The following is a 14,442-nucleotide window of genomic DNA, read 5'->3' as shown; positions in this document are numbered from 1 at the left end:
GCGGCATCGCCCCTTCGGATCAACGTCATGGCCTCATGCTGCCACGCCGCGGGCAAGGCCCACCGTCATATTCCTCGTGGACGGACATCTACCAGATGACCACACCACCCCTGACGCTCCGCGCGCGCTCAGCAGCATCCTCGATGTTCCGCAGCCGCTCCGAGATTTGCCGAACGTACTCCCCATGCGGCTTCCCCGGGTCAGCGTTGGGGGCGACGAGTTCGAGGCTGTTCCGGATCAAGGAGCACTCGCCCAGGAAGTCCGCCACCTGGTCCGGCGCCACCATGAGGTCACCGCTGGCCAGGATCGGGAAGAACCTCGCGCCCAGGGAGCGCACGGCCTCGGATCCCCACACGTAAGTACGCCAGCGCTCAAAGCCCGCGAGGTCTGAGCTGCCTGCCGGGACGTCCAGCAGGACCATCTTGTCGTCCCCGCCGAGGACAAACACATCCACCGCCAAGCTCATGGACCCAGTCGATCACGACTGCGAGCCGAGGATCCATAGGGTTCGTGCCCCCCTCTCGCACCGGCGCCTCGGAATTGCGCGGCGCGGCGGTGGGCCGCGCCGCGTAGGGCAGTGCCTGGTACGTGTCTTGCTGTCATACCGTGCGTGGCCTAGGTCGAATGCGTGTTGCGGCGCCGCCTGTTGGGGCGGCGCCGCCGTACATGCGTCGGCCATCGGTGCTTCGTGCGATGAGCCGAACGGCCGAGCCCAGTTCGTGGCGGCGAACGCGCCTCCGGGGGCGGAAGGGGAGTGTTTACCGGCTGGTGGGTCAGGTGAGGACTGGTGCGGGGATTCTGCGGCCTTGTTCGTCAGGGTGGTGGCGTGGGGTTACCAGGGGATGGGGCCGTCGTCGTCGAAGAACGAGCCGGTCGGGCCGTCGTTCGGGAGGGTGGCGAGTCGGATTGCGGTGGCTGCGCCCTGGTCGGGGGTGCGGGGGCCGTGGAAGCCGGTGAAGTCGGTGGCGACCAGGCCGGGGCAGGCGGCATTGATCAAGATGCCGGTGCCGGCGAACTGGCGGGCGTACTGGACGGTGACGGCGTTGAGGAACGTCTTCGACGGCGCGTAGGCCGCCATGACCGGACCGATCTCGGTGTCCGGGTCCGCCTGCAGGGTGAGTGAGCCCACGGAGCTGGAGACGTTGACGATGCGGGGCGATCCGGAGCGCCGCAGCAGCGGCAGCATCGCGTTGGTCACCTGGATGACGCCAAGCACGTTGGTCTCCACCACCGTGCGGACCACGTCGAGATCGAGGCCGGTCGGATCCTGGAACCACCCCGGCCCCATCTCGCCTGAGATCCCGGCGTTGTTGACCAGGACGTCGAGGCGCCCGGCCTCCCGCTCGACCAGTTCGGCGGCGCCGGTGACGCTGAGTCGGCTCGTCACGTCCAGCGGCACGCCGAACGCGTCGATCCCGGCAGCGCGCAGCTTCTCGACGGCGGCCTCGAGCCGGGATTCGTCGCGGGCTCCCACGCCCACGCGGTGTCCCAAGGCGCCGAGACCGGCCGTGATCGCGTAGCCAATGCCCTTGTTCGCGCCGGTCACCAGCGCGATCTTCGTGTTGCTCATGGCGTTGATGCTCGCCGTCGTCCGAGCGGAGCGTCCAACGCCGAGTCGGTATCCTGTGATACCTGTCAGGTATGAGCGCAGGAAAGGGACGGCCGTGGAAGCGTTGGAGACGCGCGAGCTCAGGTACTTCGTCGCCGTCGCCGAGGAACTGCACTTCGGCCGCGCCGCCGAACGCCTGGGCATGGCCCAGCCGCCGCTCTCCCGAGCCATCCAGAAGCTCGAACGGCGCCTCGGCGTCTGCCTGTTGGAACGCGACCGCCGCGGTGTGCGCCTGACCGGCGCCGGACAGGTGCTGCTCCACGAAGGCCGCGCGGCCCTGGACGCGACCGCCGCCGCCGCTCGACGCACCCGCCGCTCCGGCGGCACGGACCGTCCGGACGCCTCCCGCGAACGCCTGGTCATCGCGGTGAAAGCCGCCGCGTCCCACGATCTGCTGCGGCGGCTGCTCGACGCCTACGCAGCCGAGCCCGACGCCGCCGAAGTCGAGGTGCTGGCCGGCGGTTTCAACGAGCAGGAGCAGATGCTGCGCGACGGCCGCGCCGATGTCGCGCTCCTCATCGTGCCGTTCCACTCCCTGGCCGGGTTCGACAGCGAAGAGCTGTCGACCGAAGGGCGGATCGCCGTCGTGCCCGCGAGGCATCCGCTGGCGGCGCGCGACGCTCTGTCCATGGCCGACATCAGCGACGTCCCCGATCTCCCGATCGCCCGCTGGCCACGACATGGCACCTACGCGCCCGGTCCAGGCCCGGAAGTCCGCGACCACACGCAGCTTGCCCAGCTGATCGCCCTCGGACGCACCATGGCCGTCCTCCCGGACTCCGCCCGCACCTGGCTGTGGCACGAGCACGCCGCCGTACCCCTGATCGACGCACCTCCCGTCTCCACCCACATCGCCTGGCCCGCGCACAGCCGCTCGCTCGCGCTCGCCAGCCTGATCCGCACCGCCACGCGGCTGATTCCGGACACCGCGCCGACGCACTGAGTGGCCCATGCCGGCACCCCGACCAGCGGTTCTTCAGTGGTGGCGGGAGACGATCCGGTCGGATACGGAAAAGGCCGTCCCGCAGTCGGGGCAGGTCGCTCGGCCGAACAGGTATGGCACGCCGCGGGAGATGACGTGCTGGCCATCGGCGAAGGTTCGGTCGTGGAGACGTTTTGCCAGGCCCTCCTGCTCATCTGGCCGCAGAGGGTGGAGAGGTGTCTTCTCCACCTCGCGCAGTGAATAGTCGTCACTGGCCGCGAAGCAGTCGGCCTTGCCGATCACGATGAACAGGTTGACGCCGCAGTACGGGCAGTCGACTTCGTACTCGCCGGTCTCCAGTCCTTCGAGGCACCGGTCCCAGATCTCGACGCCTTCGAAGGAGAGAAGGGACTGCAGTAGGGCGACGTAGGTTTCGGTGTCTGGGGTTTCGCGAAGGGACTGGTCGGTCAGCTGGTGCAGGATCGCGATCGGGGCCGAGAGGGCTTCGAATACGTCGTCTCCGGTGGGGGCGCAGGACATGATTGCTCCGGCTGCCAGGAGCACCCACCGGCGGTGCTCACCGTCGCTGCGTGACGCGATGTCGGCAAGTCGGGGGAGAGCGGCGAAGCTTGCCGCGTACACGGTGTCCAGTTGCGGGCACAGGTGGTCCATCAGGTCCGACCAGACGCCGCTCGGATCGGCTTCGAAGCGGTCCAACAGCGCCGGAACATGGTCTGCCGAACCGCATGCGTCGCTGAGCGCCGACCAATTCGTCATGGGCTGATCCAAGCAGGTCGATCTGGGCTCAGCCCGGGCCGTCGGGGTGGGTGAGGTCGTAGGCGCGGGCGAGTTTCTTCGGGACGACCATGCGCCAGGCGTCGACGACCAGTTCGCGAGCCTCGGTCGGGTCCAGTTCCGAGAGCGTGGCGTGGACCCAGTTGAAGCGCATGTCTGATTCCGACGGCATCTGGAACTTGTGCGGGGCGCTCGCGACGAGGTCCTCGCGCTCCTCCTTCGGGAAGCCGAAGCCCATCACGGTCTCATCGAGGGAGAACGCCACGTAGACGATCTGCCCGACGCGGAACTTCAACCTATTGCGTACGTACACCGGATAGGAGCGCTCCAACTCCGTGCCCAGCGTCCGGACGTCCTCGATTGCCGCCATGCTCGGAACCTCTTGGTCTGGTTGCCCATACGTGGGTACAGCAGACCATGCGCGCACGGCCGCGGCCACCTCAGTGCACGGAGACGCCTTCTGGGTCGACCGGCTTGTCGGTTGCCGCATGTAGCGTTGTCCGGCGTTCGGTCGAGGCCAAGAGGATCCAAGGACATCAGGAGTCAGAACATGGCTGTACCTCTCGACGCCCTCCTGGAGCTGCGCCGGGCCGCTTCGGAGGGGCTGCTCGAACTCGACGGGGCCGGGCCCGCGTCGAGTGAGGCGGTGCGGGCGCGGGAGACGCTCCTGGAGCCGCACTTCGGCAGCGTCGCCTGGTCGGTTCCGCCGAGCTACCGGGCGGTGTTGGCGGAGCACAATCGGCTGCGCTGCTGTCGGGAGGACGACGACAGCGAGCGCGAGTTCGTTCTCGTGGACGAGAAGGAACTCGTCGAGCTGAACGCGGAGTTGGTGCACATGCCCGAGGGGGTCGCCCGCGAGCCGGGGCGGGACCTGTCGACCAATCACCTGGTCGGGTTCGCCGAAGCCGGTTACGAGGCGGTGTGGTGTTTCGACGTCTCTCAGCCCGGCGCGGACGGCGAGTACCCGGTCTACTACCACCACCAGGACGAGCCGCGGGCACGCTACCTCGCGGACGGCGCCTGGGAGGAAGAGGCCGACGCGGCACCCGACTTCCCGTCGTTCGCGGCGTGGTTCGAGGCGATGGCCGCGGCTTTCACGGCCGAACAACCGCCGGCGTGGCTCGACGAGATGGGCACCCCGGCCCTGGTCTGGCTCGCCCGTGACGGGGTCTTCCGGAGCGGCGGCGAGCACTGACCAGGGTTCGCGGGCGGAAGGTGGTCAGCGGCGCAGGGCCTCGGTGCCCGCGTACCGGGCGCTGGCGCCCAACTGCTGTTCTATGCGGATGAGTTGGTTGTACTTGGCGGTGCGGTCGGAGCGGGACAGGGATCCGGTCTTGATCTGGCCGCAGCCGGTGGCCACCGCGAGGTCGGCGATCGTGGTGTCCTCGGTTTCCCCGGAGCGGTGGGACATGACGACGGTGTAGCCGGCGCGGTGGGCGGTGTCGACGGTGGCCAGGGCCTCGGTCAGGGTGCCGATCTGGTTGACCTTCACCAGAACCGAGTTGGCGACGCCGGAGGCGATGCCCTCGCGCAGGATGGTCTCGTTCGTGCAGAACACGTCGTCGCCGGTGAGCTGGCAGCGCGCGCCGACGCGTGCGGTCAGGTCCCGCCACCCGGGCAGGTCGTCCTCGGCCATCGGGTCCTCGATCGACACGACGGGGTAGGCGTCGATCAACGTGACGAGGTAGTCGGCGTGTTCGGCCGGTGTACGTCGGATGCCTTCGCCCGAGTAGTCGTAGACGCCGTCGCGGAAGAACTCGGACGACGCCGGGTCCATGACCAGGCCGATGTCGGTGCCCGGCCGGTAGCCCGTGCGTTCGATCGCGGCCGTCACGAAGTCGAGGGCCTCCTCGGCGGTACGCAGGGCGGGCGCGAAGCCGCCCTCGTCGCCCACCGCCGTGGAGTGCCCGGCGGCGAGGAGGTCGCGGCGCAGGGTGTGGAAGATCTCGGAGCCCATGCGCACGGCCTCGAAGAAGGTCCGCGCGCCGATCGGCGCGATCATGAACTCCTGGAAGTCCAGCGGATTGTCCGCGTGCGCGCCCCCGTTGACGATGTTCATCATCGGGACGGGCAGCAGCCGGGCGTTCGAGCCGCCGAGGTAGCGGTAGAGCGGCAGGCGATGTGCGGCGGCAGCGGCCTTGGCGGCGGCCAGGGAGACCCCGAGGATCGCGTTGGCGCCGAGCCTGGACTTGGTGGAGGTGCCGTCCGCGGCGGTGAGGGCGGCGTCGAGGCCCGCCTGGTCCTCGGCGTCGAGGCCGGTGACGGCGGCGGCGAGCTCCGTGTCGACGTGGCGTACCGCGCGGTCGACGCCCTTGCCGTGCCAGCGGTCCGGGTCGCCGTCGCGCAGCTCGACGGCCTCGCGGGCGCCGGTCGAGGCGCCGGAGGGGACCGCGGCGCGGCCGAGGGACCCGTCGGCGAGTTCCACGTCCACCTCGACGGTGGGGTTGCCCCTGCTGTCGAGGACGCTGCGGCCGACGACGGAGGTGATGGCGGTCATGGGAGCCCTTCTCGATGTCGCGTCAGGTCCGGGTTGCGGCCTGGGTCGCGACGGCGGCGCCGGTTCCGGCGCGAGGAACTCTACAGCAATGCTGTGCAGTCATGCTGTTCAGTTTCACTGTTCAGTTGTGCTGCGCAGCCGTGCTGTGCAGCTGTGCTGCGTTACCATCCGGCATGCCCGTTCCGGAATCCGCCACCGTCGCCGCCGAACTGCGCACCGCGATCGGCAAGCTCACGCGGCGCGTGAAGCTCGAGGACCAGATGCCGTTCGGCCAGGCGGCCGTCCTCGGCGCGCTGGATCGCAACGGCGCGATGACGACCAGCGAACTCGCGGCGGACCAGCAGGTGCGCCCGCAGTCCATGGCCCGCGCCGTGGGACTCCTCATGGACCAGGGGCTGATCACGCGACGGGCGCACCCGACCGACGGCCGCAAGAGCCTGGTCGAGCTCTCTCCCGCGGGGCAGGAGCTGCTGGAGGAGGAGCGCGGACGCCGGGCGGACTGGCTCGCGCGGGCGATCGAAGCGGAGCTGACGCCGGAAGAACGCGAGGTGCTGGCGCGCGGCATCGGGCTCGTCGAGAGGCTTGCGGCGCATTAGCCCGATCGGCGTGGTGCCCCGTCCGGCTACGAGGGGGTCAGTCCGCAGTTGCCGACGACCCATTGCAGGACGGACTGGTACGACATGCTGAAACCGGTGATGTCGTCCATCGTGCCGTGGTCCGCCTGTTGGTGGAGCTGGCGGTCGACGTTGTCGACGTCGGGTTTGACCGCGCCGGGCGCTTCCTTGTCCATGCGGTCCCACACCTCGACGGTCTGCGCCTTGTCAGGCCGTTGTCGAGGTTGGAATCGGTTGCCATGGCTTTGGCGGCGTCGGTGCAGAAGGCGGTCTTGTTCCCCGCGCCGGAGCCGGAACCGGAACCGGAATCGGCCGAGGAGGCGGCGGTGGGGGACTGCGGTGCCGTGGCGGGCTTGCCGCCGCCCGAGGTGGCGGCCGAGTCTCCGGGACCCGACTCACCGGGGGCGCCTGGTCGTGCCGAGGTCGCCGATGCCGCCGGATGGTCCGACGAGGAACTGCTGCACCCGACGAGAACCGCGGCCAGGAGCGCGCAGCCCGCCAGGCCGCTGACCGCGGAAGTCCGAACCCTCATCACAGCCCCCCGTTCCTGTTGGCCGCAGTCACGCTAATCGTGGCTGCGGCCGTGCGCGCACGCGCTTGGGGGAACCGTGGGGAATCCAAAGGCAATTCCTAGCTACGACGACGCGGGGCCGGTGCGCCATTCCGGTTTGACGTCCATCATCCGCGCGGTCTTGGCCGGGTCGCGGTCGACCAGGTCGCCCAGGACGTCGTCGATCTGCTTCAGCACTTCGGCGTCCAGGCGCCTGCTCGAGGCCTCGGCGTTCTCGCGGACCTGTTCGGGGCGGGTGGCGCCGATGACGGCGGAGGCGACGCCGGGCCGGCTGAGCGTCCAGGCGATCGCCAGCTGGGCCATGGTCAGTTCGGCCTGTTCGGCGATCGGCTTCAGCAACTGGACGCGTTCCAGCACGGCGTCGCCGAGGACGCGGGCGATGAAGGCCGGGGCACGCCCGTCGGCGGTGGCCCGGGAGCCGGCGGGGGCGGCCCGTCCCGGAAGGTACTTGCCGGTCAACACGCCCTGGGCCAGCGGCTGGAAGACGATCTGGCCGATGCCTTCGTCCTCGCACAGCGGCAACACCTCGGGCTCGATGACGCGCCAAAGCATGTTGTACTGCGGCTGGTTCGACACGAACCGGCTGCGCAGCCCGAGTTCGTCGGCGATGCGCAGTGCCTCGGCGATCTGGTCGGCCCGCCACTCGGACACCCCGAGGTAGAGCACCTTCCCGGCGCGGACCAGGTCGTCGAACGCGATCAGGGTTTCCGCCAGCGGGACTTCGTCGTCGAAGCGGTGCGCCTGGTACAGGTCGACGTAGTCGACGCCGAGGCGGCGCAGCGAGGCGTTGCAGGACTCGACGACGTGCTTGCGGGACAGGCCGCGGTCGTTGCGCCCCGGCCCGGTCGGCAGGCAGACCTTCGTCGCGATCTCGACGGACTCCCGGCGCACGCCCTTGAGGGCGTGCTGGAGGACCTCTTCGGCGGCGCCCTGGGCGTAGACGTCGGCGGTGTCGAAGGTGGTCACGCCGGCGTCGAGGGCGGCGCGGACGCACGCCGTGGCGGCGTCGCGCTCGACGCCCTCGCCGTGGGTGAGCCAGTTGCCGTACGTGATCTCGCTGACGAACAGACCGCTGCGGCCCAAGGCGTGATGTTCCATCCTTCGGACCTTAGTGATCACGGGATCGGGCCGCCACGGGATTAGACGGCGCCTCGGCGGCACGCACAGCCGTCCAGGCGCCGCGGATCAGTCCTCGTCGACGGAGCGCCAGAAGTCCGCCAGCGCCTTGGCGGTCTCCTCCGGCTGTTCCTCGTTCGGGGTGTGCCCCGCGTTGGCGACGACCACATGGCGGGCGCCGAGTTCGGCGGCCATCTTGGCCTGGGTGGGCGGGGACCACGGGGTGTCGTTCTCGCCGTACATGACGAGGCACGGGACCTTGGTGGCGGCCAACTCCCGTACGCGGGACGGCTCGGCGACCAGGCCGTTGATGATGCCGATGAGGTTCGCCTTGTGGGTGTGCATGAGGCGGTGGTGCAGCCACGCCTGCGCGCCGACGGTGAGGCCGGCCTTGGCGAGCGGGCGGCGCATCAGCGTCCACATGCCGCGTACGCCGCCGACCTTGAGGACGAGGACCATCGGCTTGACGAACCTGCCGCCGTCGAAGTCGGTGCCGCCCGGGCCCGTGTCGAGCAGCGTGAGCGAGCGCACCAGGTCGGGGGCGGACGTCACGGCCCGCTGGGCGACGACGCCGCCGAAGCTGTGGCCGAGCAGGTGGACGCGCCCGGCGTCCAAGGACGTGACGACCTCGGCAAGTTCGGCGGCGAACCCGGTGACGCTGTAGTCCCGCCAGCGGGTCGGGCCCGGCGACTGGAACTGGCCGCGCTGGTCGTACGTCACGACCCGGTAGCCCTCGGCGGCCAACGCCCCCAGCATCGGGACGAAGTCCTCCTTCGAGCCGGAGAAGCCGGGCACGAGGACCGCCGTGCCGCGCGGCTCGGTGCCCTCCGGGGGCGCGATCTCGAGCGCCGCGAGCGGGCCGCCGGACGTGCGCAGCTCGAACCGGCGCGCGGCGGCGGGCAGCGGGGTGGGGTACAGCGACGGGTCGGCGCCGGCGACGGCCATGGGTCCTCCTCGATGTGCCGTGCCCCTGGGCGCTGAAACGTGTCAGCGAGCGGGGTCGGGGCGAGTGTACGGCGACCGGGGGACGACGCGGAAGACGGAGCAGGCGGCGGCGGCGACGCGGCCACGCCCCTCAAGGCCGAGCACCCGAAGCGCCCGCACACGCCAGAGGCCGTACCGGAACTCCGGTACGGCCCCTGGCAACTCCTACGCGGCGCGACGTCAGCCGACCTGCGCGACCCCCGGCGCCGCCGTCCCCTGCCCCGGCACCTCCGTGGTCTCCACACCCTCCGCCACCGCGAGGTCCGGGTCCTCCAGCACCTTCGGCACGCCCCGCAGCAGCACCAGCCCCGCGACGCCCGCCAGCAGCGCCAGCGCCGCGCTCGTCAGCAGCGCCATGTGCATGCCGTCCACGAACGCCGACCGCGCCGCGTCCACGACCCGCCCCGCGACGTCCGCCGGCATCGTGACGGCGCTGGTCAGCGCCGAGCCGATCGAGTCCTCGACGGACCCGCGCGCCGACTCCGGCACGCCCGCCGGGACGTCGATCTCGTTGCGGTAGACGCCGTTGAGCACGCTGCCCAGCACCGCCATGCCCAGCGCGCCGCCCAGCTCCGTCGCGGTCTCGGAGATCGCCGACGCCGCACCCGCGCGGTCCTTCGGCACCGAGGCGAGGATCGTGTCGCCGGTGACCGTCATCGCCATGCCCATGCCCATCGCGCACGGCACCATCGCCACGAGCAGCACCAGGTAGTCGGCCGAGGTCCCTGACAGCATGTAGAGCCCGAAGCCCGCCGCCGCGACCGCCATGCCGATGCCGACGACCCGGGCCCGGCCGAACGCCGTGATCAGCGGGGCGGCCAGCGCGCCGCCGATCATCGCGCACACGCCGCCCGGCAGCCCCGCGAGCCCGGCCTTCAGCGGCGACCAGCCCAGCACCAGCTGGAAGTACTGCGCGAACAGCAGCGACTGCGCGATCAGGGCGAACATCGAGAACATGTTCGCCAGCACCGAGCCGGTGAACGCCTGCTGCCGGAAAAGGCTCACGTCGATCAGGGGGTACGAGATCCGCTGCTGCCGCACGACGAACGCGATCCCCGCGAGCAGCCCGAGCACCAGCGAGATCGCGACGCGGCCCTGCATGACCCCGTTGGCCGCCGCCTCCTTGACCGCGTACACGAACCCGAGCACGCCGACCAGCGACAGCGGCACGCTGACCAGGTCGAAGCGGTGCGGGTTCGGGTCCTTCGACTCCGGCCAGATGAACAGCGCGAGCACGCACGTCACCGCCATCAGCGGCACGTTGATCAGGAAGACCGAGCCCCACCAGAAGTGGTCCAGCATGAGCCCGCCGAACACCGGTCCGAGGCCGACGCCCAGCGCGCCGACGCCCATGCCGATGCCGACGGCCGTCGTGCGTTCCTTCGGATCGGTGAACACGTTCCGGGTCACTGACAGCGCCGACGGCATGATCGTGGCCCCGGAGACACCGAGCAGCGTGCGGGCCAGGATCAGCGTCTCGGCGTTCCACGCGTACGCGGTCAGCAGCGACGTCGCCGCGAACGCCAGCGTGCCGAACAGGAACAGCCGCTTGCGGCCGATCCGGTCGCCGAGCACGCCCATGGTGATCAGGAATCCCGCGAGCGCGAACCCGTAGGAGTCCGCGATCCACAGGATCTGGTTGGCGGACGGGTCGAGGTCCGCCACCAGTCCCGGGATCGCCAGGTGCAGGGCGGTGAGGTCGATGCCGAGCACGACGTTCGCCAGGCAGCCGACGGCCACCGTGGCCCACTTGCGGGCCGGGGAGATCTGCGTGGAAGTCATGGCCAGAGCGTCGCGGGGGCCGCTGACCGTGCGCTGACCGAGCGCTGACCGCCCCGTGCGCGGGACGGTCAGCGGGCCCGGCCGGGGCCTGCGTGAAGGCCTACGCCTCCCGGGCGGTCCCCAGGAACGCCGGGACCTCGTCCTGCCCGAGCCCGGCCCCGTGCGCGTACGCCGCGTCGAAGGCCTCGTCGCCCAGCGCCTCCCGCGCGGCCGCCGTGACGCGGGCGATGTCCGGCTGGGCCGTCACCGCGCCGCCGCGCACCGCGACCGCGAGGCCGAGCAGCGCGGCGGCCTTGGCCGGGTCGTCCTCCTGGAGGGCGACCCCCGAGAGGCTCTCCATGCCCAGTGCCGAGGTCAGCAGGTTGTAGTGGCCGTACGTCAGTTCGACGGCGGCGTGGGCGAGGCCGCGCGCCTTGTGCGTGTCGCCCTCGGCGAGCGCCGTCCACGCCAGTTCGCTGAGGATGTACGCCACCGTGTCGTCGCTGCCGAAGCTGTGCCGCGGGCACGACGCCAGCGCCTGCTCCTGGATGCGCCGGGCCTCCGCGTACCGGCCCTCGTGCCGGGCCAGGACACCCAGCCCGCAGCGCGCCGCCGCGAGCGTGTGCGGGTTGCCGATGCGCTGCGACGACTCCACCGCGGAGGTGTAGTCGACGCGGGCGGCCGCCGGATTGCCCATACGCAGGTGGGCGTCGGCGCGGCGGACCAGCTGGTCGACGATGTCCTCGACGGTGCCCAGCTCGCTCATGAGCTGCAGCGCCTCGTCCATCAGCGCCATCGCCCCCGTCAGGTCGCCCGCGAAGTCGGCGAGCACCGCCAGCTGGTCGATCGAGTTGGCCATGCCCCACCGGTCGCCGAGCTCCCGGAACCCGGCCACCGCCGCCTCGAAGTGCCCGCGGGACTCCGTGGCCTGGCCGCTGAACAGCATCTGGAACGCCCGGCTGATCTCGACGATCGCCGCCGACCACGCGTCCTCGCCGATCAGCTCCCACACATGCGGGTCCTCGGCGCCCTGCGGGCCGAACGCCATGCCCAGCATGACGAACATCTGCGGCCGCTTCGGGGTCCGGTCGAGCGCGGCCAGATGGCTCGAGATCATCGCCAGGCGCTGCGGGTAGCCGTCGCTCGCCGGGTCCTTGCCCGACAGCGTCGTCAGCGCGCACAGCAGGAACTCCTCGTGCAGCCCCGGCGGCGCGCCGTCCGGGAACACCTCCAGCAGCTCCTCGGCCGTCGGCGACGCCTCGAAGCGCAGCCCGCGCAGCCACCAGTACCAGGCCAGCGCCGCGGCCAGGCGCAGCCCCAGCTCGGGGTCGGCGTCGATCGTCCAGCGCATCGCGGCCCGCAGGTTCGCGTGCTCGGCACTCAACCGGTCCAGCCACTCGAGCTGTTCGCCGGTGCGCAGCCGCGGCTCGGCACGGTCGGCCAGGTCGAGGAAGTGCCGGACGTGGGCGCGGCGGAACCGCTCCTCCTCGCCGGCCTCCCGCAGCCGCTCGACGGCGTACAGCCGGATCGTCTCCGACATGCGGTAGCGGTCGCCGTTGCCCGCGTCGACGAGCGACTTGTCGGCGAGGTCGGCGAGCAGGTCGAGGGCCTCGTCCTCGTCCAGCCCGCACACGTCGGCGACGGCGTCGAGCGACGCGCCGCCGGAGAACACCGCGAGGCGGCGGGCGAGGGTCTGCTCGGCGTCGTCGAGCAGCTCCCAGCTCCACTCGACGACCGCGCGCAGCGTCTGGTGCCGCGGGGCGGCCGTGCGGTTGCCGCGCGACAGCAGCCGGAACCGGTCGTCGAGGCGGGACGCCACCTGTTCGAGGGGCAGCGCCCGCAGCCGGGCGGCGGCCAGTTCGATCGCCAGCGGCAGGCCGTCGAGCGCGTCGCACACGCCGACGACGGTCGGCAGCGTCGCCGCGTCGACCGTGAAGTCCGGGCGGACGGCGGTCGCACGGTCCACGAACAGGCGTACGGCGGGCGACTCCAGCGCCGCGTCCAGCCCGCTGTCGGCGGACGGCAGCGGCAGGCGCGGCACCGGGCTCAACGACTCGCCGGTTATACCGAGCGCCTCGCGGCTGGTCGCCATCACGCGCACGCCCGGGCACGAGGCGAGCACGCGGTGCACGAGCGCGGCCACTTCGGCGACGATCTGCTCGCAGTTGTCGAGGATCAGCAGCACGTCGCGCGCCGCGAGGCCGGCGAGCAGCCGCTCGGTGCCGTCGTCGTGCGCGCCGGGCGGGCCGGGGAGCAGGCCGCCCTCGCGCAGCCCGAGCGCGTCGAGCAGCGCCTGCGGAAGCTCGTCGGCGCGGCGCACCGGGGCGAGGTCGACGAAGCACACGTCGCCGGACGCGCGCCGGCCGGCCTCGACCGACAGGCGGGTCTTGCCGGTGCCGCCGGGCCCGGTCAGTGTGACGAGCCGAGCGGTCGTCAGCAACGAGCCGATCCGGGCCAGTTCGGCGTCGCGGCCCACGAAGCTCGTGAACTGGGCGGGCAGCCCTCGGTGTTCGGACTGCGGCGCGGCGGCCGGCGCGGGGGCGGGGGTCAGGGACGGGGCGGCGCGCAGGATGTCCAGGTGCACGCGCGCCAGTTCGGCCGACGGATCGGTGCCGAGCTCGTCGGCGAGCAGCCGCCGGGTGTCCTCGTACACGGCCAGCGCGTCGGCCTGGCGGCCGGCGCCGTACAGCGCGCGCATCGACTGGGAGACGATCCGCTCGCGCAGCGGATGCTCGCCCACCAGCCGGTGCAGTTCGGGGACGAGGTCCTGGTGGCGGCCCAGCGCGAGGTCCGCCTCGATCCGGTCGGACAGGACGTCCAGCCGGCGCTCCTCCCAGGCGGCGGCCTGCGTGGCGGCGAACGGAGCGTCCGTCAGATCGGCGAACGCCGGGCCTCGCCACAGGGCGAGCGCGTCGGCGAGGAGGCGGGCGGCGTCGGCGTGCTCGCCGGCGGCCAGCGCCTGGCGGCCCTCCCGGGCGAGCCGCTCGAACCGGTGCGCGTCCACCTGCTCTGCCTCGACGGCGAGCCGGTACCCGGCGGCGTGGAACTCGACGAGCTTGTCCGTCCCGGCGTCGTCGCGCAGCCCGCGACGCAGCCGCGACACCTGCGACTGCAGGGCATTGGCCGCGTCCCCCGGCGGGTCCTCGCCGTAGAGCCCGTCCACGAGTGTCTCGGTGGGCACGATCCGCCCGGGGTCGAGCAGCAGAAGCGCGAGCAGCGAGCGGACACGCGGGCCACCGACTGCGACGGGGGTACCGTCGGGCCGGACGGCTTCGACCGGGCCGAGAATGCCGAACAACATGCTGCCGATTCTGGCGTATGGCCAGCACCGACGTATGTGGGGATCGGGCGGCGCGGTGACGCAGGTGTGACGCGAACACCCCCCGATGAGGGAGTTCTGGTGATTCGCATACGTGACGGCACAGTAAGCAGGGGTCGCGCGGTCGGGCTGCTCCGTCGGTTCGGGGACTGCCCGGGCCCGCACCGCCGCGGGCAGCCTCGCGGCGGGGACGGCCGGGACCTGCACCGCCGCGATCCGCATCGCGATGGTGGCGTCCTCCCCCTCCCGCGTGG

Annotated in this window: 13 protein-coding genes; 3 read left to right on the top strand and 10 right to left on the bottom strand. The window is 71.6% G+C overall.

Annotation, left to right across the window (positions count from 1 at the left end):
• Window positions 1-88 precede the first annotated feature (88 nt).
• Both QI554_RS31155 and QI554_RS31150 read right to left on the bottom strand, forming a co-directional pair.
• Window positions 89-466 carry a hypothetical protein gene (locus QI554_RS31155; protein WP_281474636.1) on the bottom strand — a complete coding sequence of 126 codons (378 nt, stop codon included), beginning with the start codon at window positions 464-466 and terminating at the stop codon, window positions 89-91.
• 366 nt (window positions 467-832) lie between these two features.
• On the bottom strand, window positions 833-1,570 hold the full coding sequence (locus tag QI554_RS31150) for an SDR family oxidoreductase (RefSeq protein WP_281474635.1): 738 nt from the start codon (window positions 1,568-1,570) through the stop codon (window positions 833-835).
• Between the two features lie 94 nt (window positions 1,571-1,664).
• On the opposite strand from QI554_RS31150, the gene QI554_RS31145 reads away from it, so the two are divergent.
• A complete protein-coding gene (locus tag QI554_RS31145) occupies window positions 1,665-2,552 on the top strand; it encodes a LysR family transcriptional regulator (RefSeq protein WP_281474633.1) in 888 nt (295 codons plus the stop codon).
• A gap of 33 nt (window positions 2,553-2,585) precedes the next feature.
• On the opposite strand, the gene QI554_RS31140 is transcribed toward QI554_RS31145, so the two are convergent.
• Window positions 2,586-3,308, bottom strand: a complete 723-nt coding sequence (locus QI554_RS31140; protein ID WP_281474631.1) for a hypothetical protein — start codon at window positions 3,306-3,308, stop codon at window positions 2,586-2,588.
• A 28-nt stretch (window positions 3,309-3,336) separates the two neighbouring features.
• Window positions 3,337-3,696, bottom strand: coding sequence for an MmcQ/YjbR family DNA-binding protein (locus QI554_RS31135; protein WP_281474628.1), 360 nt, complete (start codon window positions 3,694-3,696; stop codon window positions 3,337-3,339).
• Between the two features lie 180 nt (window positions 3,697-3,876).
• On the opposite strand from QI554_RS31135, the gene QI554_RS31130 reads away from it, so the two are divergent.
• Window positions 3,877-4,521: a hypothetical protein gene (locus tag QI554_RS31130; protein WP_281474627.1), complete on the top strand. Its 645-nt coding sequence runs from the start codon at window positions 3,877-3,879 to the stop codon at window positions 4,519-4,521.
• Window positions 4,522-4,545: 24 nt separating this feature from the next.
• Here the strand turns inward: QI554_RS31130 and eno are convergent, their stop codons facing one another.
• Complete coding sequence (eno, locus tag QI554_RS31125; protein ID WP_281474625.1) at window positions 4,546-5,823, bottom strand: phosphopyruvate hydratase; 1,278 nt, start codon at window positions 5,821-5,823, stop codon at window positions 4,546-4,548.
• 173 nt (window positions 5,824-5,996) lie between these two features.
• Here eno and QI554_RS31120 point away from each other — a divergent pair, with 173 nt between their 5' ends.
• Window positions 5,997-6,419, top strand: a complete 423-nt coding sequence (locus QI554_RS31120; protein ID WP_281474624.1) for a MarR family winged helix-turn-helix transcriptional regulator — start codon at window positions 5,997-5,999, stop codon at window positions 6,417-6,419.
• Between the two features lie 26 nt (window positions 6,420-6,445).
• Here QI554_RS31120 and QI554_RS31115 read toward each other — a convergent pair whose 3' ends face one another.
• From QI554_RS31115 to QI554_RS31095, 5 genes are all read right to left on the bottom strand, one after another.
• A complete protein-coding gene (locus tag QI554_RS31115; protein ID WP_281474623.1) occupies window positions 6,446-6,613 on the bottom strand; it encodes a hypothetical protein in 168 nt (55 codons plus the stop codon).
• 458 nt (window positions 6,614-7,071) lie between these two features.
• Window positions 7,072-8,106, bottom strand: coding sequence for an aldo/keto reductase family protein (locus tag QI554_RS31110; protein ID WP_281474622.1), 1,035 nt, complete (start codon window positions 8,104-8,106; stop codon window positions 7,072-7,074).
• An 87-nt stretch (window positions 8,107-8,193) separates the two neighbouring features.
• The gene (locus QI554_RS31105; protein ID WP_281474621.1) at window positions 8,194-9,069 is read right to left on the bottom strand and encodes an alpha/beta fold hydrolase; all 876 of its coding nucleotides are present in this window, start codon (window positions 9,067-9,069) and stop codon (window positions 8,194-8,196) included.
• A 219-nt stretch (window positions 9,070-9,288) separates the two neighbouring features.
• A complete protein-coding gene (locus QI554_RS31100; RefSeq protein ID WP_281474620.1) occupies window positions 9,289-10,890 on the bottom strand; it encodes an MFS transporter in 1,602 nt (533 codons plus the stop codon).
• Window positions 10,891-10,990: 100 nt separating this feature from the next.
• Window positions 10,991-14,170: an AfsR/SARP family transcriptional regulator gene (locus QI554_RS31095; RefSeq protein ID WP_281474619.1), complete on the bottom strand. Its 3,180-nt coding sequence runs from the start codon at window positions 14,168-14,170 to the stop codon at window positions 10,991-10,993.
• Window positions 14,171-14,442: the final 272 nt, after the last annotated feature.

This window comes from Yinghuangia seranimata, assembly GCF_029953285.1.
Classification (GTDB): domain Bacteria; phylum Actinomycetota; class Actinomycetes; order Streptomycetales; family Streptomycetaceae; genus Yinghuangia; species Yinghuangia seranimata.
This window is presented reverse-complemented; position numbering and strand designations above follow the sequence as displayed.